The 20409-nt window shown below is 44.5% G+C and carries 13 protein-coding genes, 2 tRNA genes and 2 rRNA genes (1 of these 17 cut by a window edge); all 17 read left to right on the top strand.

Annotated features, from left to right (window positions below; all coding sequences use genetic code 11):
* Positions 1-96: 96 nt before the first annotated feature.
* Entirely contained in the window at positions 97-1350 is a 1254-nt protein-coding gene (hutI, locus tag H8796_RS02850) for an imidazolonepropionase (protein WP_117936397.1), read from the top strand.
* Positions 1351-1396: 46 nt separating this feature from the next.
* Positions 1397-2026: a cyclodeaminase/cyclohydrolase family protein gene (locus H8796_RS02845; protein ID WP_004296316.1), complete on the top strand. Its 630-nt coding sequence runs from the start codon at positions 1397-1399 to the stop codon at positions 2024-2026.
* A complete protein-coding gene (gene hutH / locus H8796_RS02840; RefSeq protein ID WP_117936399.1) occupies positions 2023-3522 on the top strand; it encodes a histidine ammonia-lyase in 1500 nt (499 codons plus the stop codon). The genes H8796_RS02845 and hutH overlap by 4 nt, the downstream gene beginning before the upstream one ends.
* A gap of 349 nt (positions 3523-3871) precedes the next feature.
* Positions 3872-4522: a TetR/AcrR family transcriptional regulator gene (locus H8796_RS02835; protein WP_004323670.1), complete on the top strand. Its 651-nt coding sequence runs from the start codon at positions 3872-3874 to the stop codon at positions 4520-4522.
* Positions 4523-4577: 55 nt separating this feature from the next.
* A complete protein-coding gene (locus H8796_RS02830; RefSeq protein ID WP_004296312.1) occupies positions 4578-5924 on the top strand; it encodes a TolC family protein in 1347 nt (448 codons plus the stop codon).
* A 33-nt stretch (positions 5925-5957) separates the two neighbouring features.
* Entirely contained in the window at positions 5958-6983 is a 1026-nt protein-coding gene (locus tag H8796_RS02825; RefSeq protein ID WP_004296311.1) for an efflux RND transporter periplasmic adaptor subunit, read from the top strand.
* A gap of 59 nt (positions 6984-7042) precedes the next feature.
* Positions 7043-10201, top strand: a complete 3159-nt coding sequence (locus tag H8796_RS02820) for an efflux RND transporter permease subunit (RefSeq protein ID WP_117936401.1) — start codon at positions 7043-7045, stop codon at positions 10199-10201.
* A gap of 12 nt (positions 10202-10213) precedes the next feature.
* Positions 10214-10507, top strand: a complete 294-nt coding sequence (locus tag H8796_RS02815; RefSeq protein WP_004296309.1) for a PG0541 family transporter-associated protein — start codon at positions 10214-10216, stop codon at positions 10505-10507.
* Between the two features lie 115 nt (positions 10508-10622).
* Positions 10623-12014 carry an SGNH/GDSL hydrolase family protein gene (locus H8796_RS02810; protein ID WP_117936403.1) on the top strand — a complete coding sequence of 464 codons (1392 nt, stop codon included), beginning with the start codon at positions 10623-10625 and terminating at the stop codon, positions 12012-12014.
* Positions 12001-12918 (top strand): SGNH/GDSL hydrolase family protein, encoded by a 918-nt coding sequence (locus tag H8796_RS02805; RefSeq protein WP_187343929.1) that lies wholly within the window; start codon positions 12001-12003, stop codon positions 12916-12918. Before H8796_RS02810 ends, H8796_RS02805 begins: the two co-directional genes overlap by 14 nt.
* A complete protein-coding gene (locus tag H8796_RS02800) occupies positions 12905-14392 on the top strand; it encodes an MBOAT family protein (RefSeq protein ID WP_074559192.1) in 1488 nt (495 codons plus the stop codon). Before H8796_RS02805 ends, H8796_RS02800 begins: the two co-directional genes overlap by 14 nt.
* 86 nt (positions 14393-14478) lie before the next feature.
* A complete protein-coding gene (locus tag H8796_RS02795) occupies positions 14479-15483 on the top strand; it encodes an aldo/keto reductase (RefSeq protein WP_117936405.1) in 1005 nt (334 codons plus the stop codon).
* 1288 nt (positions 15484-16771) lie between these two features.
* Complete coding sequence (locus tag H8796_RS02790) at positions 16772-17119, top strand: hypothetical protein (RefSeq protein WP_004296294.1); 348 nt, start codon at positions 16772-16774, stop codon at positions 17117-17119.
* Between the two features lie 865 nt (positions 17120-17984).
* A 16S ribosomal RNA gene (locus tag H8796_RS02785) occupies positions 17985-19509 on the top strand.
* 186 nt (positions 19510-19695) lie between these two features.
* Positions 19696-19772, top strand: a tRNA-Ile gene (locus H8796_RS02780).
* 58 nt (positions 19773-19830) lie between these two features.
* A tRNA-Ala gene (locus H8796_RS02775) sits at positions 19831-19907 on the top strand.
* A gap of 152 nt (positions 19908-20059) precedes the next feature.
* Positions 20060-20409: ribosomal RNA gene (locus H8796_RS02770) — 23S ribosomal RNA — on the top strand (it continues 2530 nt past the right edge of the window).
* The 16S and 23S rRNA genes sit together here with 2 tRNA genes alongside, the layout of an rRNA operon.

Here is a 20409-nt window from a genome sequence, read left to right as displayed (position 1 = left end):
AGAATGAGTCACAATTGCTTTATGGCAAACATCATTCTAAAAAAACTGCCATTCATATCTCTATTTATTATATGAACTAATTATGATGAACTATTTATGAGTGAAAACCTAATCATTTTTAACGCCCGTATCGTAACCCCCATCGGCTTTTCCGCCCGTAAAGGAGAGGAAATGTCTCAACTGCAAATCATAGAAAACGGAACCGTGGAAGTGACCAAAGGAATCATTACCTACGTTGGTGAAAACCGTGGTGAAGATCGGGATGGTTACTACCAGCACTATTGGCATTATAACGCTCGCGGACATTGCCTTTTACCCGGTTTCGTCGACTCCCATACCCATTTTGTATTTGGCGGAGAACGTTCCGAAGAATTCTCCTGGCGTCTGAAAGGCGAAAGCTATATGTCAATCATGGAGCGGGGAGGGGGAATTGCAAGTACCGTAAAAGCCACCCGGCAAATGAACTACCTTAAACTTCGTTCAGCCGCCGAAAGCTTCCTGAAGAAGATGAGCACCATGGGAGTAACCACTGTAGAAGGTAAAAGTGGCTACGGCTTGGACCGGGACACAGAATTACTACAACTAAAAGTAATGCGCAGCCTGAATAACGCCGAGCATAAACGCGTCGATATAGTCTCCACTTTCCTCGGCGCCCACGCCCTTCCCGAAGAATACGCAGGAAGAAGCGACGAATACATCGACTTCCTGATTCGTGAAATGCTTCCCCTTATCCATTCCGGTAAGTGGGCAGAATGTTGTGATGTCTTTTGCGAACAAGGCGTTTTCTCTATCGAACAATCCCGTCGCCTGCTTCAGGCAGCCAAAGAGCACGGTTTCCTGTTGAAACTCCATGCCGACGAAATCGTCTCTCTCGGCGGTGCCGAACTGGCAGCCGAACTCGGAGCATTGTCTGCCGACCATCTCCTGCATGCTTCCGATGCCGGCATCCGTGCAATGGCCGATGCCGGAGTAGTAGCCACCCTGTTACCTCTGACAGCTTTCGCCTTGAAAGAACCCTACGCGCGAGCTCGTGAAATGATTGACGCCGGCTGTGCTGTGGCACTTGCCACCGACCTGAATCCCGGCAGTTGTTTCTCCGGTTCCATCCCGCTGACCATTGCTTTGGCCTGCATCTATATGAAAATGAGCATCGAAGAAACCATCACTGCTCTCACCCTGAACGGAGCCGCCGCCCTTCAACGAGCCGACCGTATTGGAAGTATCGAAGTAGGTAAACAAGGTGATTTCATCATCCTCAATTCCGACAACTATCATATTCTACCTTACTATATAGGCATGAATTGCGTAATCATGACTATTAAAGGCGGCATACTTTATCCCGTCGCTTAATAGTTGAAAAACTCTCATTCATTAATCACTTAAAAAACAGAATACCATGTTAGCAGATTTAACCGTAAAAGATTTCTTAGATAAAGTAGCTTGCAGTGACCCTGTGCCCGGTGGCGGTAGTATTGCCGCTTTGAATGGAGCGCTGGCTTCCTCCCTTTCTACGATGGTGGCACGGCTGACCGTAGGAAAAAAAGGATATGAAGTCAGTGAAGAAGTAATGCAGCACGCACAAACCATCACTCTCCGTTTGCTGGACGAATTTATGGCACTTATAGACAAAGATTCAGCTGCCTACAACGAAGTATTTGCCTGCTTTAAACTACCTAAAACAACCGACGAAGAGAAAGCCGCCCGAAGTGCCGCTATCCAGAAGGCAACCAAACAAGCCGCCCTCGTTCCGTTGGAAGTAGCCCGCAAAGCACTGGATATGATGTCCGTTATAGCAGATGTTGCCCGTCTTGGTAACCGGAATGCTGTCACAGATGCCTGTGTAGCAATGATGTCCGCCCGTACCGCCGTATTGGGAGCCTTACTGAATGTCCGTATCAACCTCGGTTCGCTCAAAGACAGAGATTTTGTCCTCCAGCTGCAAACCGAAGCCGATGCCATCGAGCAAACCGCCTGTCAGAGAGAAAAAGAATTGTTGGATGCCGTAAATCAAGACCTGCGCGTATGAGTAAGAATGTATACCATATCGGTTCCGGAGCACTGACCTTCGAAATCATCGAACGAATTATAAACGAAAACCTGAAACTGGAACTAGCTCCCGAAGCCAAGTTACGCATCCAGAAATGTCGCGACTACCTCGACCAAAAAATAGCTTCTTCCGAAGAACCATTATACGGCATAACAACAGGTTTCGGCTCTCTATGCACTAAAAATATATCTCCCGATGAACTGGGAACCCTTCAGGAGAACCTGATAAAAAGCCATGCTTGCAGCGTAGGCGAAGAAATTCGCCCCGTCATCATCAAACTGATGATGCTCCTCAAAGCCCATGCCCTTTCATTAGGACATAGCGGCGTACAAGTTATCACCGTGCAACGCATCCTCGATTTTTTCAATAATGACGTCATGCCTATCGTCTACGACCGCGGTTCCCTTGGAGCCTCCGGCGACCTGGCACCGCTAGCCAACCTTTTCCTTCCTCTGATAGGCGTCGGTGATGTCTACTATAAAGGAAAAAAGTGCGAAGCCATCAGCGTACTCGACGAATTTGGCTGGGAACCGGTCAAACTAATGAGCAAAGAAGGACTAGCCCTGCTGAACGGCACCCAATTTATGAGTGCCAACGGTGTGTTTGCTATGCTCAAAGCCTTCCGCCTCTCGAAAAAGGCCGACCTGATAGCCGCCCTTTCCCTCGAAGCCTTTGACGGCCGTATCGACCCGTTTATGGACTGCATCCAGCAAATCCGTCCCCATCAGGGACAGATTGAGACAGGCGAAGCCTTCCGCAAACTACTGGCAGGCAGCGAACTAATCGAACGCCACGAGGAACATGTGCAAGATCCCTATTCCTTCCGCTGCATCCCGCAAGTACATGGTGCCACCAAAGATGCCATTCGCTACGTTGCCTCCGTACTGCTGACCGAAATCAATTCCGTCACGGACAACCCCACCATCTTCCCCGATGAAGACCGGATCATCTCCGGCGGAAACTTTCACGGGCAACCGCTTGCCATCTCTTATGACTTCCTCTCCATCGCTTTGGCCGAATTGGGAAATATCTCCGAACGCCGTGTCTCCCAATTGATTATGGGACTCCGTGGACTACCTGAATTTCTCGTAGCCAACCCCGGTCTGAACTCCGGCTTCATGATTCCCCAGTATGCCGCCGCCTCCATGGTCAGCCAGAATAAAATGTACTGCTATGCAGCTTCGAGCGACTCCATCGTCTCCTCCAACGGACAGGAAGACCATGTAAGCATGGGTGCCAATGCCGCCACCAAACTCTATAAAGTGATGGACAACCTGGAACATATCCTTGCCATCGAACTGATGAACGCCGCACAAGGCATCGACTTCCGCCGCCCGCAGAAAACCTCTCCCGTTCTTGAGCGTTTCCTCCATGCCTATCGGAAAGAAGTGCCTTTTGTAAAAGATGACATTGTGATGTACAAGGAAATACATAAAACAGTCGCCTTCCTGAAGAGGACACAGATTGAATACTGACAATAAATTGACCCTTTTTCGCTTTTCGTTAATAATGGTGACTGTTATTGCCGGGTAAGTGTCGATTCTTATCGATATTTATCCGGCATTTATTGGCTCTCCTCTCTTCTATAAACGATAAAACTTTACTTCCTATATTCCCTCCTTTTACCTTTCTTCTGTGTTTGTTCCAAATTTCCTATTAACACTTGTTTTCATTTCACTCTATTGAATGATAATAAATCCCAAATGGACTATAAATAGCTGGAAACTTAATTTGTTAATTGAGTTTTCTGTATATCTTTGTTCCGTTTTTCCTTTGGAAATGAAGAGAAAACGAAAACTGCATTTTAATAAAATAGAAAAACGGATGATGACAGAGCATGGAAAGGACGCTTCCCAACGGGTAGAGTTAAGAGAACGGATCATAACGGCGGCAACAGAAGCTTTTACTTCAAAAGGCATCAAGAGTATTACAATGGATGACATTGCAGCAGCATTAGGAATTTCCAAACGTACGCTCTACGAAGTCTTTTCGGATAAAGAATCGTTGTTGAAAGAATGCATACTGAAGGCACAGGCAGACAGAGACAAGTATTTGCAGAAAGTCTTTGAACAGTCGCACAATGTGTTGGAAGTGATACTTGCAGTCTTTCAGAAAAGCATTGAGATGTTTCATCAGACGAACAAACGCTTTTTTGAAGACATTAAGAAATATCCCAAAGTATATGAGATGATGAAGAATCGGCAGGACAGCGATTCGATGAAAACCATGTCCTTCTTCAAAACAGGAGTAGAGCAGGGCATCTTTCGTTCGGATGTAAACTTCGCTATTGTCAATTTGCTGGTACGTGAGCAATTTGATGTGCTTTTGAATACGGACATCTGTAATGAATACCCTTTCATTGAAGTGTACGAATCCATCATGTTTACTTATATACGCGGCATCTCCACCGAAAAAGGAGCAAGGGTACTGGAAGACTTTATACAAGAATATCGCAAGAACCGCATCGAAGACTAGAGTAAAAGTGAGGTTCTATTGACAAACAATTAAGATTAAATTAGAAATTCAGTTTATGAACAAGATGAAAAGATTGACAGGTCGGAAGATCCTTCTGGTAGCTGTGGCATTCTGTGCATTTGGTTTTGCAAAGGCGCAGGACACGCAGACGGAGAAGAATACCCTAACCTTAACCTTAGACAAAGCCTTGGAAATTGCATTGGATGAGAATCCGACAATGAAAGTGGCAGCGGAAGAAATCGCCTTAAAGAAAGTTGCCAGCAAGGAAGCCTGGCAAAGTCTGTTGCCGGAGGCCAGCATTGCCGGTTCCTTAGACCATACAATTAAAGCGGCTGAAATGAAATTGAACGATATGTCGTTCAAGATGGGGCAAGACGGTTCGAACACCGCCAATGCCGGGTTGAGTATTAACCTGCCACTCTTTGTGCCGGGTGTTTACCGTGCTATGTCGATGACAAAGACGGACATTGAACTGGCAGTAGAGAAGTCACGTGCTTCCAAACTGGATCTGGTGAATCAGGTAAGCAAGGCTTATTATCAGTTGATGCTTGCACAGGATAGCTATGAAGTGCTTCAAGGCAGCTATAAACTGGCAGAAGATAATTACAATGTAGTGAATGCCAAATATCAGCAGGGAACTGTGAGCGAATATGACAAGATCAGTGCGGAAGTACAGATGCGCAGCATTAAGCCGAACCTGATTGCGGCAGCCAATGCGGTGACTTTGGCTAAGTTACAGTTGAAAGTTCTGATGGGCATCACTGCCGATGTGGAGATAAAGATTAATGATAATCTGACCAACTATGAGACGACCATGTTTGCCAATCAGTTGAAAGAAGAGAATGTGAATCTGAACAACAATACCACTATGAAGCAGTTGGACTTGAACATGAAGTTGCTCGAAAAGAATGTAAAGTCTTTAAAGACGAACTTTATGCCGACTCTTTCCATGAGCTTCTCCTATCAATATCAGTCATTGTATAATCCGAATATCAATTTTTTCGATTATAACTGGAGCAACAGTTCCAGCCTGATGTTCAATATCAGCATACCTTTATATAAGGCAAGCAATTTTACGAAAGTGAAATCTGCCCGTATACAGATGCGCCAGCTCGATTGGAATCGTATCGATACGGAAAGACAGTTGAATATGCAGATTGTCAGTTGTCGCAATAATATGAGTGCCAGCACAGAGCAGGTAGTCAGCAACAAGGAAAATGTGATGCAGGCAAAGAAAGCGGTGGTGATTGCCGAAAAACGTTATGATGTAGGTAAGGGCACGGTGCTCGAACTGAACAGTTCCCAAGTGTCACTGACACAGGCGCAACTCACCTACAATCAGTCCATATACGATTACCTGGTTGCTAAGGCAGACCTCGATCAGGTTCTGGGAAAAGAATAAAGATAGACAACTAAAAAATTACAAGTAAGGAATATGAAAAGAAGTATCCAATTGGTAGCCCTGCTGTTAACTGTGTTTATGGGCTCATGTACAGGTGGAAAAGACAAAGCTGCTGCGGAACATGTGGACGCAAAGCCTATTGTGAAGCTGGCAGACGTAAAAGCCCGCCCCGTAGATCAAATACAGGATTACACAGCAACGGTGGAAGCTGAAGTAAAGAATAATATTGCGCCTTCGTCTCCCGTACGTATCGATCAGATTTTCGTAGAAGTGGGCGACCGCGTATCCAAAGGACAGAAACTTGTGCAGATGGATGCAGCCAACCTGAAACAGACGAAGCTGCAACTCGACAATCAGGAAATAGAGTTCAGCCGTATCGACGAACTATATAAAGTGGGCGGTGCGTCCAAATCAGAATGGGATGCTTCGAAGATGCAACTCGATGTGAAGAAAACCGCTTATAAGAATTTGCTGGAGAATACCTCTTTGCAAAGCCCTATCAATGGTGTAGTGACTGCACGCAACTATGATAACGGCGATATGTACAGTGGTGGAGAACCGGTTCTGGTAGTAGAGCAGATCACTCCCGTGAAACTCCTGATTAATGTGTCCGAAACCTACTTTACGAAAGTGAAGAAAGGTACGCCTGTCGACGTGAAGCTCGATGTATATGGTGATGAAGTCTTTACAGGAACCATCAACCTGATTTACCCGACTATAGATGCTACTACCCGTACATTCCAGGTAGAGATCAGACTGGACAATAAAGACCAGCGCGTACGTCCGGGCATGTTTGCCCGTGCCACATTAAACTTCGGAACGGCAGAAAACGTTGTTGTTCCCGATTTGGCAATCGTTAAGCAGGCAGGTTCAGGCGACCGTTATGTATTCGTTTATAAAGACGGCAAAGTGTCTTATAATAAAGTCGAATTAGGTAGACGCATGGGTACAGAGTACGAGTTAAAATCCGGTGTACCTGATAATTCACAGGTTGTAGTTGCCGGACAGTCGCGTTTGGTGAACGGTATGGAAGTAGAGGTAGAAGCTTCTTCTAAATAGAAGGTGCAAACTACCTTTCGCCTAATGCTTTAATTAATTAACCAGATTTATAAAACAACATGAGTTTATACGAAGGTGCGGTTAAGAAACCGATTATGACCTCCCTCTGCTTCCTGGCAGTAGTGATTTTTGGTCTTTTCTCTTTGTCCAAGTTACCTATCGACTTGTATCCGGACATTGACACGAATACAATCATGGTGATGACCGCTTATCCCGGCGCAAGTGCCTCGGATATAGAAAATAATGTGACTCGTCCGCTCGAAAATACATTGAATGCGGTGAGTAACCTGAAACATATTACCTCCCGTTCTTCCGAGAATATGTCATTGATTACATTGGAGTTCGAGTTTGGTAACGATATTGACGTGCTGACCAATGATGTGCGCGATAAACTCGACATGGTAAGCTCACAGCTTCCCGATGATGTCGAGAATCCGATCATCTTCAAATTTAGTACGGACATGATTCCGATTGTGTTACTTTCCGTACAGGCCAATGAAAGCCAGTCGGCACTTTATAAGATATTGGACGACCGTGTGGTAAACCCGCTGGCACGTATTCCGGGAGTCGGAACCGTGTCTATCAGTGGTGCGCCGCAACGTGAAATTCAGGTATATTGCGATCCTAACAAACTGGAAGCCTATCATCTGACTATCGAAACAATCAGTTCCATTATCGGAGCCGAGAACAAGAACATTCCCGGTGGTAACTTCGATATTGGTAGCGAAACCTATGCACTGCGTGTAGAAGGTGAGTTTGATGATTCCCGTCAGTTGGCAGATGTAGTGGTGGGTACACACAATGGGGCGAATGTCTTTTTGCGTGATGTAGCCCGTATTGTCGATACCGTGGAAGAACGTGCACAGGAAACCTATAATAATGGTGTGCAAGGTGCTATGATTGTAGTTCAGAAACAGTCGGGAGCCAATTCGGTAGAAATCTCCAAGAAAGTGGCCGACGCGCTGCCGAGGCTTCAAAAGAACCTGCCGAGCGACGTGAAGATTGGTGTCATTGTCGATACCTCGGACAACATTTTGAACACCATCGACAGTTTGACGGAAACCGTTGTTTATGCCTTGCTTTTCGTTGTCATCGTCGTGTTCCTCTTCCTGGGACGTTGGCGTGCGACGCTGATTATCTGTATCACCATCCCGCTTTCATTGATTGCCTCGTTCATTTACCTGGCGGTTAGTGGAAATACAATTAATATCATCTCGCTTTCGTCACTTTCTATCGCTATCGGTATGGTGGTGGATGATGCGATTGTGGTACTCGAAAATGTAACGACCCATATCGAGCGTGGTTCCGATCCGAAACAGGCAGCCGTGCACGGAACCAATGAGGTGGCAATCTCTGTAATCGCTTCTACGCTGACCATGATTGCCGTGTTCTTCCCGTTGACGATGGTAAGCGGTATGTCCGGTGTACTTTTCAAACAGTTGGGTTGGATGATGTGTGCCATCATGTTTATTTCTACGGTCGCCGCACTATCCTTGACTCCGATGCTCTGTTCCCAGTTGCTTCGTTTACAGAAGAAGCCGTCGAAGATGTTCAAGCTCTTCTTTACTCCGATTGAGAAAGCGCTCGACGGACTTGATACCTGGTATGCGAAGATGTTGAACTGGGCTGTGCGTCATCGTCCGATTGTGATTGTGGGATGTATCGTTTTCTTCGTTATCAGTTTGCTGTGTGCAAAGGGTATCGGTACAGAGTTCTTCCCGGCACAGGATAATGCCCGTATTGCCGTACAGTTGGAACTTCCAATCGGTACACGAAAAGAGATAGCGCAGGAATTATCTCAGAAGTTAACCAACCAATGGCTGACGAAGTATAAAGACATCATGAAAGTCTGTAACTATACAGTCGGTCAGGCTGACTCCGATAACACCTGGGCATCCATGCAGGACAACGGCTCACATATTATCTCGTTCAACATCAGTTTGGTAGACCCGGGCGATCGTAACGTTTCTTTGGAAACAGTCTGTGATGAGATGCGTGAAGATTTGAAAGCCTATCCCGAATTCAGTAAGGCGCAAGTAATTCTCGGAGGTAGTAATACAGGTATGTCCGCACAGGCAAGTGCCGACTTTGAGGTTTATGGATACGATATGACAGTAACCGATAGCGTGGCAGCCCGCCTGAAACGTGAATTGTTGAAAGTGAAAGGCGTGACCGAGGTAAATATCAGCCGTAGTGACTACCAGCCTGAATATCAGGTAGACTTCGACCGTGAGAAACTGGCCATGCATGGTTTAAATCTTTCAACTGCCGGTAACTACCTGCGCAACCGTGTCAATGGTGCGGTAGCATCTAAATATCGGGAAGACGGAGATGAATATGATATCAAAGTGCGTTACGCACCTGAATTCCGTACAAGTCTGGAAAGTCTGGAAAATATCCTCATTTATAATGCACAAGGACAATCCGTTCGTGTGAAAGATGTCGGAAAGGTAGTCGAACGTTTTGCACCTCCTACCATCGAACGTAAAGACCGTGAACGTATCGTGACCGTTTCCGCTGTAATCTCCGGAGCTCCGCTGGGCGACGTAGTGGCTGCCGGAAATAAGGTGATAGATAAAATGGATCTTCCGGGAGAAGTCACTATCCAGATTTCCGGTTCGTACGAAGACCAGCAGGATTCATTCCGCGATTTGGGAACACTTGCCATCCTGATTGTCATTCTCGTATTTATCGTGATGGCAGCACAGTTCGAGTCACTGACTTATCCGTTCATTATCATGTTCTCCCTGCCGTTTGCATTTAGCGGTGTTTTGATGGCACTATTCTTCACAAACAGCACATTGAGCGTCATGAGTTTGTTGGGAGGAATCATGTTGATTGGTATTGTGGTGAAGAATGGTATCGTACTTATCGACTACATCACCCTCTGTCGAGAGCGTGGACTCGCAGTGCTGAACTCTGTGGTAACAGCAGGTAAGAGCCGTCTTCGCCCCGTATTAATGACTACGGCTACCACAGTTCTCGGTATGATTCCGATGGCTATCGGTGGTGGTCAGGGTTCTGAAATGTGGAGTCCGATGGCGATTGCCGTCATTGGTGGTCTGACAATATCTACCGTGTTGACATTGATTTTGATTCCTACTTTATACTGTGTATTTGCAGGAACAGGAATCAAGAACCGTCGTCGTAAACTTCGTCGTCAACGTGAATTGGATGTTTACTTCCAGGAGAATAAAGACAGCATTATAAAGAAATAATAGAAAAGAAATATGAAATCAGTATTGATAACATTCGACCAGGCTTATTACGAACGAATCATGGCATTGCTCGACCGTTTGGGTTGTCGTGGTTTTACCTACCTCGAAAAAGTACAGGGACGTGGCTCGAAGACAGGCGATCCGCATTTCGGAAGCCATGCCTGGCCAAGTATGTGCTCGGCTATCCTGACAGTAGTAGACGACAGCAAAGTCGATCCGTTGTTGGACACCTTGCATAAAATGGACTTGGAAACACAACAATTAGGCTTGCGCGCATTTGTGTGGAACATTGAACGGACCATTTAAAAACGATCCGGTAGATAGATAAAAAGGAAAGGAGAATCTAATAAATAATGTAGATTCTCCTTTCTTTTTGTGGCTTTTGTCTATCTTTGCGGTCGTTTTGGATTTTAGGAACATTATGGAGATAATAAAGAATTATTTGAAATATTCGTTGTGGTTCGTACTGACTGTATTTGCAGCCTTACTCGGGCTTCATTGGCTTCCGGTATTGACTATTGACGGACACACGATGAGGCGGGTAGACCTTTTGAGCGATCTTCGTTACCCCGAATCGGAGACTGCTGCAGCTGATTCGGACAGCATCCCTTTGCCTCCTGTTGTAAAACCGGCTTTTGTAGATACCTGCCGCGCAGGCATGACTTGCATTGAAGATTATAGCGATTCCACCCTCCGGGGAATGACTCCTTTCTACGAAGCACTCAACCGTGTCTCTTCCACTGACTCTGATGACAAACAGGTACGCATTGCCGTATTCGGAGATTCCTTTATCGAAGCGGATATATTTACAGCCGACTTGCGCGAAATGCTTCAGAAACAATTCGGCGGTTGCGGTGTAGGTTTTGTTACCATCACTTCCATGACAAGCGGTTACCGTCCTACGGTACGGCATACATTTGGCGGATGGTCCAGTCATGCAGTAACAGACAGTGTCTATTTCGATAAGAAGAAACAAGGCATTTCCGGACACTATTTCGTCCCCCGGAACGGAGCTTATGTAGAACTGCGCGGACAAAATAAATACGCCTCCCTGCTCGATACTTGCCAGCGTGCCTCCATTTTCTTCTGTAACAAAGATTCCGTTCTTCTTTCTGCCCGTGTGAACAAAGGAGAAAACAAGAATTACTCTTTAGGTCCTTCCGATGGATTGCAACAAGTTCAGGTGGATGGACGCATCGGTTCTATCCGTTGGACAGTAGATCGTGCAGACTCTACCCTGTTCTATGGCTTGGCAATGGATGGAAAGAAAGGAATCATTCTCGATAACTTTTCGTTGCGTGGCAGTTCCGGTCTTTCCCTGCGCGGTATTCCGGTACAAACGTTGAAGCAGTTTAACCGCCAGCGTCCTTACGACCTGATTATCCTCGAATATGGATTGAATGTGGCTACCGAACGGGGACGCAATTATGATAATTACCAGAAGGGATTGATTACAGCTATCGAGCATCTGAAAGAATGTTTCCCACAAGCGGGAATCCTGTTATTGAGCGTTGGCGACCGTGATTATAAGAACGAAAACGGCGAACTCCGTACCATGCCCGGTGTCAAGAATCTGATTCGTTATCAGCAGAACATTGCTGCTGAAAGCGGCATTGCATTCTGGAATATGTTTGAAGCAATGGGCGGAGAGGGCAGTATGGCAAAACTCGTCCATGCCAAACCCTCTATGGCGAACTACGATTATACGCATATAAACTTCCGTGGCGGTAAGCATTTGGCAGGATTGCTTTATGAAACCATGATCTATGGTAAGGAACAATACGACAGGAGGCGTGCTTATGAGAAAGAGTAACCTGCTGTCCATCTTTATTCTCATTCTCGCCGGTATGTTGAGTGTCCCTTGTTTTCTTACAGAAACAATCGCGCAAGACCGTATGCCTGTATGCTCTCCATTGGGAAAGACTGCAAAGCGGATAAAGCCTTTACGGGAAATGAACTGGGCGAATGATACGATCAACGTACAAGTAGCCTTCCCTGCTGCTTTTCGCGAAACCGGACGGAATGAGATTATTGACAGCATTGCTCTGCTGGCTCCCGTCTTTGAACATCTCCGTCAGGTACGTGCAGGACTCTCCGAAGATACAGTCCGCATCGTTCATATTGGCGATAGCCACGTGCGTGGACATATCTATCCCCAAACCACCGGTGCCCGTTTGACAGAAACCTTTGGTGCCATTTCTTATATTGATAAAGGTGTCAACGGAGCTACTTGCCTTACATTTACCCATCCGGATCGTATTGCCGAAATTGCTGCCTTGAAACCCGAATTGCTGATTCTCTCTTTCGGAACCAATGAAAGCCATAACCGGCGTTATAATATAAATGTGCACTATAATCAGATGGATGAACTTGTGAAGCTGTTGCGCGACAGTCTTCCTAACATCCCCATTCTTCTGACTACCCCTCCCGGTTCCTATGAAAGTTTCCGGCAACGGAGGCGTAGACGCACGTATGCCATCAATCCCCGTACGGCAACAGCAGCGGAAACTATCCGCCGTTATGCTAAAGACCATCGCCTGCTCGTGTGGGATATGTATGATGTAGTCGGAGGGAAGCGTCGTGCCTGCACCAACTGGACGGAGGCAAACCTGATGCGTCCCGATCATGTACATTATTTACCTGAAGGATACATCCTGCAAGGAAATTTATTATACCAAGCACTTATACAAGCATATAATGACTATGTTTCCCATTGATATAGATTTCAGTAGACTAAAAGAGGTACTTACCTACGATCCGCAAGCCCCGATGATATTTAGCAGCGGTATCTTCCTTTGGCTGTTCGCTGCTTTCATGGTAGTGTATGTGTTGTTACAACGTAAATACACTGCCCGTATCTTGTTTGTCACCCTCTTTTCCTATTATTTCTACTACAAGAGTAGCGGCACATACTTTTTCCTGCTTGCTATAGTCACCGTTGCCGACTTCTTTCTTGCACAGCTAATGGACCGTGCAGAGGGGTATTGGAAACGTAAAGGATTAGTTGTTTTGAGCCTGAGTATCAATCTGGGACTTCTTGTCTATTTCAAATATACCAATTTCCTGGGTGGGGTGATAGCATCATTGATGGGAGGAGAGTTTACCGCTCTTGATATATTCCTGCCGGTCGGTATCTCCTTCTTTACTTTCCAGTCGCTAAGCTACACCATCGACGTTTACCGGAGGGACATAAAGCCATTGACGAATCTTTTGGACTACGCTTTCTATGTATCTTTCTTCCCCCAGTTGGTGGCGGGACCTATCGTGCGTGCCCGCGACTTTATCCCGCAAATCCGGAAACCTCTCTTTGTTTCGCAGGAGATGTTCGGCCGCGGAATCTTTCTGATCGTATCCGGTCTTTTCAAGAAAGCCATTATCTCCGACTATATCAGCATCAACTTTGTAGAACGTATTTTTGATAATCCTACTCTCTATTCGGGTGTTGAGAATCTGATGGGAGTGTATGGTTATGCTTTACAGATTTACTGCGACTTTTCCGGATATAGTGACATGGCTATCGGTATCGCTTTATTGTTGGGCTTTCATTTTAATCTCAACTTTAATTCTCCTTATAAGTCTGCCTCCATTACCGAATTCTGGCGTCGTTGGCACATCTCTTTGTCCAGTTGGCTGCGGGATTATCTGTATATTTCTTTAGGAGGAAACCGAAAAGGTAAGTTCCGGCAATATCTGAATCTTATTATTACCATGTTTCTGGGTGGATTGTGGCATGGCGCATCTTGGAACTTCGTTCTTTGGGGAACCTTCCATGGTGTTGCTTTAGCATTGCATAAAATGTGGATGACCATCACCGGACGTAAGAAAGGAGAACAAAGTCATGGTTGGCGGCGTGTGTTCGGAGTGATTATTACTTTCCATTTTGTCTGCTTCTGCTGGATTTTCTTCCGTAATGCCGATTTTCAGAACTCAATGGATATGCTGGGACAGATATTCACAACTTTCCGTCCGCAACTGTTCCCACAGCTACTTGAAGGATATTGGAAAGTATTCGCATTAATGTTGCTCGGCTTCCTGCTTCATTTTGCTCCCGATAGTTGGGAAAATGCAGCTTGCCGGGGAGTGATCCGTTTACCGTTCGTAGGAAAAGCAGTATTGATGGTAGCTTTGATTTACCTTGTTATTCAGATGAAGAGTTCGGAGATTCAGCCGTTTATCTATTTCCAGTTCTGATCCGCCTTTTTTTTAATATCCGGTTGAAGCCGTAATTGGAATATTTTTCCTTTCTTTGTGAAAGGAAAATATAAATATTCTGCTTTATGGAAAACTCTTTCAGTTATCAGCCGGCAGCCGATCGTTACGAACAGATGCCATATAAATATTGTGGCAAGAGTGGCTTGCAGTTACCTCTAATCTCTTTGGGGTTGTGGCATAATTTCGGTAGTGTGGACAACTTCAATGTAGCAACCGACATGATTAAGTATGCTTTCGATCACGGTGTTACTCATTTCGACTTGGCAAATAATTATGGTCCCACTCCCGGAAGTGCGGAAGTAAATTTCGGACGAATTTTGAAAGAGAACTTTCAAGGCTACCGGGATGAAATGATTATCTCCTCCAAAGCCGGTCATGACATGTGGGCAGGTCCTTATGGCGGAAATAGCTCTCGTAAAAACCTGATGGCGAGCATTGACCAAAGTCTCCGCCGGACAGGTTTGGAGTATTTTGATATCTTTTATAGTCATCGTTATGACGGAGTCACTCCAGTTGAAGAAACCATCCAGACATTGATTGATATTGTGAAGCAAGGGAAAGCATTGTATATCGGAATTTCTAAATATCCTCCCGAACAAGCCCGTGTTGCCTATGAGATGATGGCAAAAGCCGGTGTTCCCTGTCTTATCAGTCAATATCGATATAGTATGTTCGATCGTGCGGTTGAGGCTGAATCACTTCCTTTAGCAGCGGAGTACGGTTCCGGCTTCATAGCTTTCTCTCCTTTGGCACAAGGATTATTGACCGATAAATATCTGAACGGCATTCCGGAAGGTTCCCGTGCTGCCCGTTCTTCGGGTTTTCTTCAACAATCTCAAGTGACGCATGAAAAGGTAGAAGCTGCCCGTCAATTAAATGAAATAGCCCGCCGCCGTGGGCAAACGCTGGCTGAAATGGCTTTGGCATGGGTGCTGAAAGACGAAAGAATGACATCAGTGATTGTAGGTGCAAGTTCTGTGAATCAGTTAGCCGACAATTTGAAAGCGCTGGAACATTTGGAGTTCACGGCAGACGAGTTGAAAGAAATAGAGCAAATTTTACCCGGATAAATTCAGCCTGATTCATAAGGAGGTGTCGTATTTACAATTTGAATTCAGCAGTCTTCGCTGAATTCAGCTTCTGCAAACGTTTTTTCATATTCATTTCTCATGTTCTCATAAATGATATGATAACAGTTTGTAAATCAATGATATAATACTATGAGAAATGAACTGTGAAATGGCATTTCTCATAGTATTTCCATCATTTACCCCTAAAAAAGATGCATTTCTCATAGGTTTCAAATCATTTCTCATCTTATTCTCATACTCCTTCTTATTTGTTTTGCTCATTTCTCATACATGATGGCTGCGGCTTTTCCCGGACTCTCGCCGGACTTACGATTATTCCTTTCCCTATGTCGTTTATTAATCAACTTCCTATTGTTTACTGCTTTCCTGTGTATCATTCACCTTATATCTTACTGTTTTCCCTTACTCATTGCCATTTCTTCCTGCTACTATCTGTATCGTTGCACTCGAGTGAACAGATCGTTCCACTCTAGTGGACGGTTCTTTCTACTCTAGTGCACAGGCCTGTCCACTGGAGTGGAACGATACAGATGCCGGTAGAAAAATATGCGGATGTCTGCTCTATATACTTTCAATAAGCATTGATAATATATTGTAAATAGGTGCATAGTCTGGTATTCAACTTGGTCTTTAGCTTAGGATCTAGCTTGAGAATTTATAAGATAAATAGTCAAAATGCTATGAGAAATACCTTGATAAGTTATGAGAAATAGGTTGTTTTATGTACAAAATGTGGGTCATACTATGTGAAATGCCGTTTTGTATTTTTATTCTCATTGTGTTATATTGTTGATTTACAGAAAAATATTGTGCGTGTTATGAGAATATGAGAAATGAAAAAGAAAAATTGTTTCTAGTAGGATATTGGGGTTGTGCTTTTTATGCGATATGGACTGAATTAATTGATCTATCATGTTTTTCCTGTCAAAATTGTTTGTTTAATAGATATTTATTTCTACTTTTGTGATAACTTACTTTCGAGCGAAGGAAGTAGTTTTTTAATAATTTTATTGAGAACGGTTATTTGTTACATTCATATATAAAATCCGCTAAATTTTAACTTTCGTGAATGGAATGAATGACAGGTCTCACGCACTATTGTCTGTATAACCTTGTTATATATCCAATTGGGCGTGGGGCTATCATTCATGTTCACGAAAGGGGTCTTAGCGGATACCTATATATGGCATGAATAGATAGTTTCCACGCTCTCTTTTTTTTATAACCCTCGCACCACCGGGAACTGATGCGGTAATAAACGCAACCTATGTACGGAGACTTTAATCGAATTGTTGTTCAGCTGACTCAGCATCCTGTTATGTACAAACCCCTCTCGGATTTAACCTATACGGAATGTGAACTAGCCTATGCTTTGATACGGGAGTTGATTGATTTGTCAATCGAAGGGGATTATACTTTATTGGACTATATCCAAATGGCCCGGCTGGAATACTATCTGGGTGAACTGTCTTGTAAGATAAGCTGTAGTAGGGAGGAGACTGCCCTTCATTATGCGGGCGCCCTTCATCTGTTAGAAAAAGGCGGCTTTGATTTGGGCATAAAGAAGTGGGTTGAACTTGTCAGCCTGCGAATAGAGAACTCTAAAAAAGAATGACATTCTGATTTTATAGTTAGAATCTGATTAGTACCCACTCTGTATTTATCCGATCTATACCTATGGAATAGTCAACCGTTAGACCGCTTAGAAAAAGTATTCTGACGGTTGATTCTAAATCCTCTTGCTTTTTTCTAATATCTATTTTCTTGTAGTTTTCTTTTTCGTCTTTTTCTTTTCATTCTCTTTTCACGCCTTTACGCGCCTGCGTGTGGTATAATAATGTGTATCCCTCTCGTCGTTTCCGCACACAATCTGCCCGTACTTAAAAAATATGTTCTACAACATCGTTATGCATCAGCACTTTAGCAAATGTATTCAAAAATAATTAGAAAAAATAGTTTGATATATTTGGAGTGTATACGAAAAGGGCGTACTTTTGCACCCGCTTTCCAAGAGAAGAAAGCCTTGAAAAATTGACTTAGTGAAAAAGCGGAATCCCACTTAAAGAAAAGAACAAAAAACTTCCGAAAAAGTTTGGATTATAATAAATAAAGTTCTTATCTTTGCAGTCCGATTCGCAAAGAAAAACGGCAAGAGTTATTCTTTCATACATTCTTTCCCTTTCGCATAGAGAGCCAGAGAAATTGAGTAAAAAGAAAAACTAAAAAAAACTTCCGAAAAAGTTTGGTAGTTAAAAATAAAGCCCTTATCTTTGCACCCGCTTTTAAAACGAAAGCAACAAGTTCTTTGAAATATTGATAAACAATACAAGTAGTACAAGTAAAAAAATAGAACCGTCAATACTTGTCTTATTCAGTAGCGATACAGTTAAGACTAATAGGTATTTGAATAAGGTCAATAAATTTACGGCGTCCTGAACAGAGCAAAAAAGTCATCTTAACCGATGATAAAAAATACTTTTACAATGAAGAGTTTGATCCTGGCTCAGGATGAACGCTAGCTACAGGCTTAACACATGCAAGTCGAGGGGCAGCATTCTTCTAGCAATAGAAGAGATGGCGACCGGCGCACGGGTGAGTAACACGTATCCAACCTACCGATAACTCTGGAATAGCCTTTCGAAAGAAAGATTAATACCGGATAGTATACGAATATCGCATGATATTTTTATTAAAGAATTTCGGTTATCGATGGGGATGCGTTCCATTAGTTTGTTGGCGGGGTAACGGCCCACCAAGACTACGATGGATAGGGGTTCTGAGAGGAAGGTCCCCCACATTGGAACTGAGACACGGTCCAAACTCCTACGGGAGGCAGCAGTGAGGAATATTGGTCAATGGGCGCAGGCCTGAACCAGCCAAGTAGCGTGAAGGATGAAGGCTCTATGGGTCGTAAACTTCTTTTATATGGGAATAAAGTTTTCCACGTGTGGAATTTTGTATGTACCATATGAATAAGGATCGGCTAACTCCGTGCCAGCAGCCGCGGTAATACGGAGGATCCGAGCGTTATCCGGATTTATTGGGTTTAAAGGGAGCGTAGGTGGATTGTTAAGTCAGTTGTGAAAGTTTGCGGCTCAACCGTAAAATTGCAGTTGAAACTGGCAGTCTTGAGTACAGTAGAGGTGGGCGGAATTCGTGGTGTAGCGGTGAAATGCTTAGATATCACGAAGAACTCCGATTGCGAAGGCAGCTCACTAGACTGTTACTGACACTGATGCTCGAAAGTGTGGGTATCAAACAGGATTAGATACCCTGGTAGTCCACACAGTAAACGATGAATACTCGCTGTTTGCGATATACAGTAAGCGGCCAAGCGAAAGCATTAAGTATTCCACCTGGGGAGTACGCCGGCAACGGTGAAACTCAAAGGAATTGACGGGGGCCCGCACAAGCGGAGGAACATGTGGTTTAATTCGATGATACGCGAGGAACCTTACCCGGGCTTAAATTGCAAATGAATATGTAGGAAACTATATAGCCGCAAGGCATTTGTGAAGGTGCTGCATGGTTGTCGTCAGCTCGTGCCGTGAGGTGTCGGCTTAAGTGCCATAACGAGCGCAACCCTTATCTTTAGTTACTAACAGGTCATGCTGAGGACTCTAGAGAGACTGCCGTCGTAAGATGTGAGGAAGGTGGGGATGACGTCAAATCAGCACGGCCCTTACGTCCGGGGCTACACACGTGTTACAATGGGGGGTACAGAAGGCAGCTACACGGCGACGTGATGCTAATCCCAAAAACCTCTCTCAGTTCGGATCGAAGTCTGCAACCCGACTTCGTGAAGCTGGATTCGCTAGTAATCGCGCATCAGCCATGGCGCGGTGAATACGTTCCCGGGCCTTGTACACACCGCCCGTCAAGCCATGAAAGCCGGGGGTACCTGAAGTACGTAACCGCAAGGAGCGTCCTAGGGTAAAACTGGTAATTGGGGCTAAGTCGTAACAAGGTAGCCGTACCGGAAGGTGCGGCTGGAACACCTCCTTTCTGGAGCGATGTCGTAACTGTCACCTAAACGTGACAGCCACTTATAGACTTTAAAGGTTCTGTTTTTTGTACTACTGGTACTTGTTTATTTATAATATATAGATCAACCATCTATAGAAGTATAGATAGAGATAAACAAGAGAAAAAAGAAGCCGAGTCTAACATACAGGTAGACAAGGTTGAACTAGTCCTATAGCTCAGTTGGTTAGAGCGCTACACTGATAATGTAGAGGTCGGCAGTTCAACTCTGCCTGGGACTACCAAGCTCAAGAACGAAGGAATGACGCGTAAGCGGAATGCAGCAATTCTTGATAACCTCTTGGGGGATTAGCTCAGCTGGCTAGAGCATCTGCCTTGCACGCAGAGGGTCAACGGTTCGAATCCGTTATTCTCCACCATCTCTGAAAAGAGAAACGATCTTTGACATGATGTACAAAAAGTAAAATTTTAGTAAGAGCTAAAAGTATATATCAAACCGTACGTGATTGATATTGTCATTGAGTATTATTTTTTAATTCTCAATTCTCAATTTTCAATTTAAGAAGTTTGAAAGAAAGTAAGCAAGGGCGCATGGCGGATGCCTTGGCTCTCGGAGGCGATGAAGGACGTGATAAGCTGCGATAAGCTTCGGGAAGGTGCAAATAACCTTTGATCCGAAGATTTCCGAATGGGACAACCCGTCATTCTGAAGGAATGACATCTTGCATAGCAAGAGGCTAACACAGGGAACTGAAACATCTTAGTACCTGTAGGAAAAGAAAATAATAATGATTCCCCTAGTAGTGGCGAGCGAACGGGGATTAGCCCAAACCAATGTTGTTACGGCAATATTGGGGTTGTAGGACCACGACATCGCAAGAAGTTTAGTGAGAAGAACCCTTTGGAAAATGGGACCATAGA

The organism is Bacteroides sp. M10 (assembly GCF_014334015.1).
GTDB classification, from domain to species: domain Bacteria; phylum Bacteroidota; class Bacteroidia; order Bacteroidales; family Bacteroidaceae; genus Bacteroides; species Bacteroides intestinigallinarum.
This window is presented reverse-complemented; position numbering and strand designations above follow the sequence as displayed.

Bases quoted from the DNA above. Each gene is read 5' to 3' on its own strand.
- hutI (WP_117936397.1), top strand. From the start codon at position 97: ATGAGTGAAAACCTAATCATTTTTAACGCCCGTATCGTAACCCCCATC.
- H8796_RS02845 (WP_004296316.1), top strand. From the start codon at position 1,397: ATGTTAGCAGATTTAACCGTAAAAGATTTCTTAGATAAAGTAGCTTGC.
- hutH (WP_117936399.1), top strand. From the start codon at position 2,023: ATGAGTAAGAATGTATACCATATCGGTTCCGGAGCACTGACCTTCGAA.
- H8796_RS02835 (WP_004323670.1), top strand. From the start codon at position 3,872: ATGATGACAGAGCATGGAAAGGACGCTTCCCAACGGGTAGAGTTAAGA.
- H8796_RS02830 (WP_004296312.1), top strand. From the start codon at position 4,578: ATGAACAAGATGAAAAGATTGACAGGTCGGAAGATCCTTCTGGTAGCT.
- H8796_RS02825 (WP_004296311.1), top strand. From the start codon at position 5,958: ATGAAAAGAAGTATCCAATTGGTAGCCCTGCTGTTAACTGTGTTTATG.
- H8796_RS02820 (WP_117936401.1), top strand. From the start codon at position 7,043: ATGAGTTTATACGAAGGTGCGGTTAAGAAACCGATTATGACCTCCCTC.
- H8796_RS02815 (WP_004296309.1), top strand. From the start codon at position 10,214: ATGAAATCAGTATTGATAACATTCGACCAGGCTTATTACGAACGAATC.
- H8796_RS02810 (WP_117936403.1), top strand. From the start codon at position 10,623: ATGGAGATAATAAAGAATTATTTGAAATATTCGTTGTGGTTCGTACTG.
- H8796_RS02805 (WP_187343929.1), top strand. From the start codon at position 12,001: ATGAGAAAGAGTAACCTGCTGTCCATCTTTATTCTCATTCTCGCCGGT.
- H8796_RS02800 (WP_074559192.1), top strand. From the start codon at position 12,905: ATGTTTCCCATTGATATAGATTTCAGTAGACTAAAAGAGGTACTTACC.
- H8796_RS02795 (WP_117936405.1), top strand. From the start codon at position 14,479: ATGGAAAACTCTTTCAGTTATCAGCCGGCAGCCGATCGTTACGAACAG.
- H8796_RS02790 (WP_004296294.1), top strand. From the start codon at position 16,772: ATGTACGGAGACTTTAATCGAATTGTTGTTCAGCTGACTCAGCATCCT.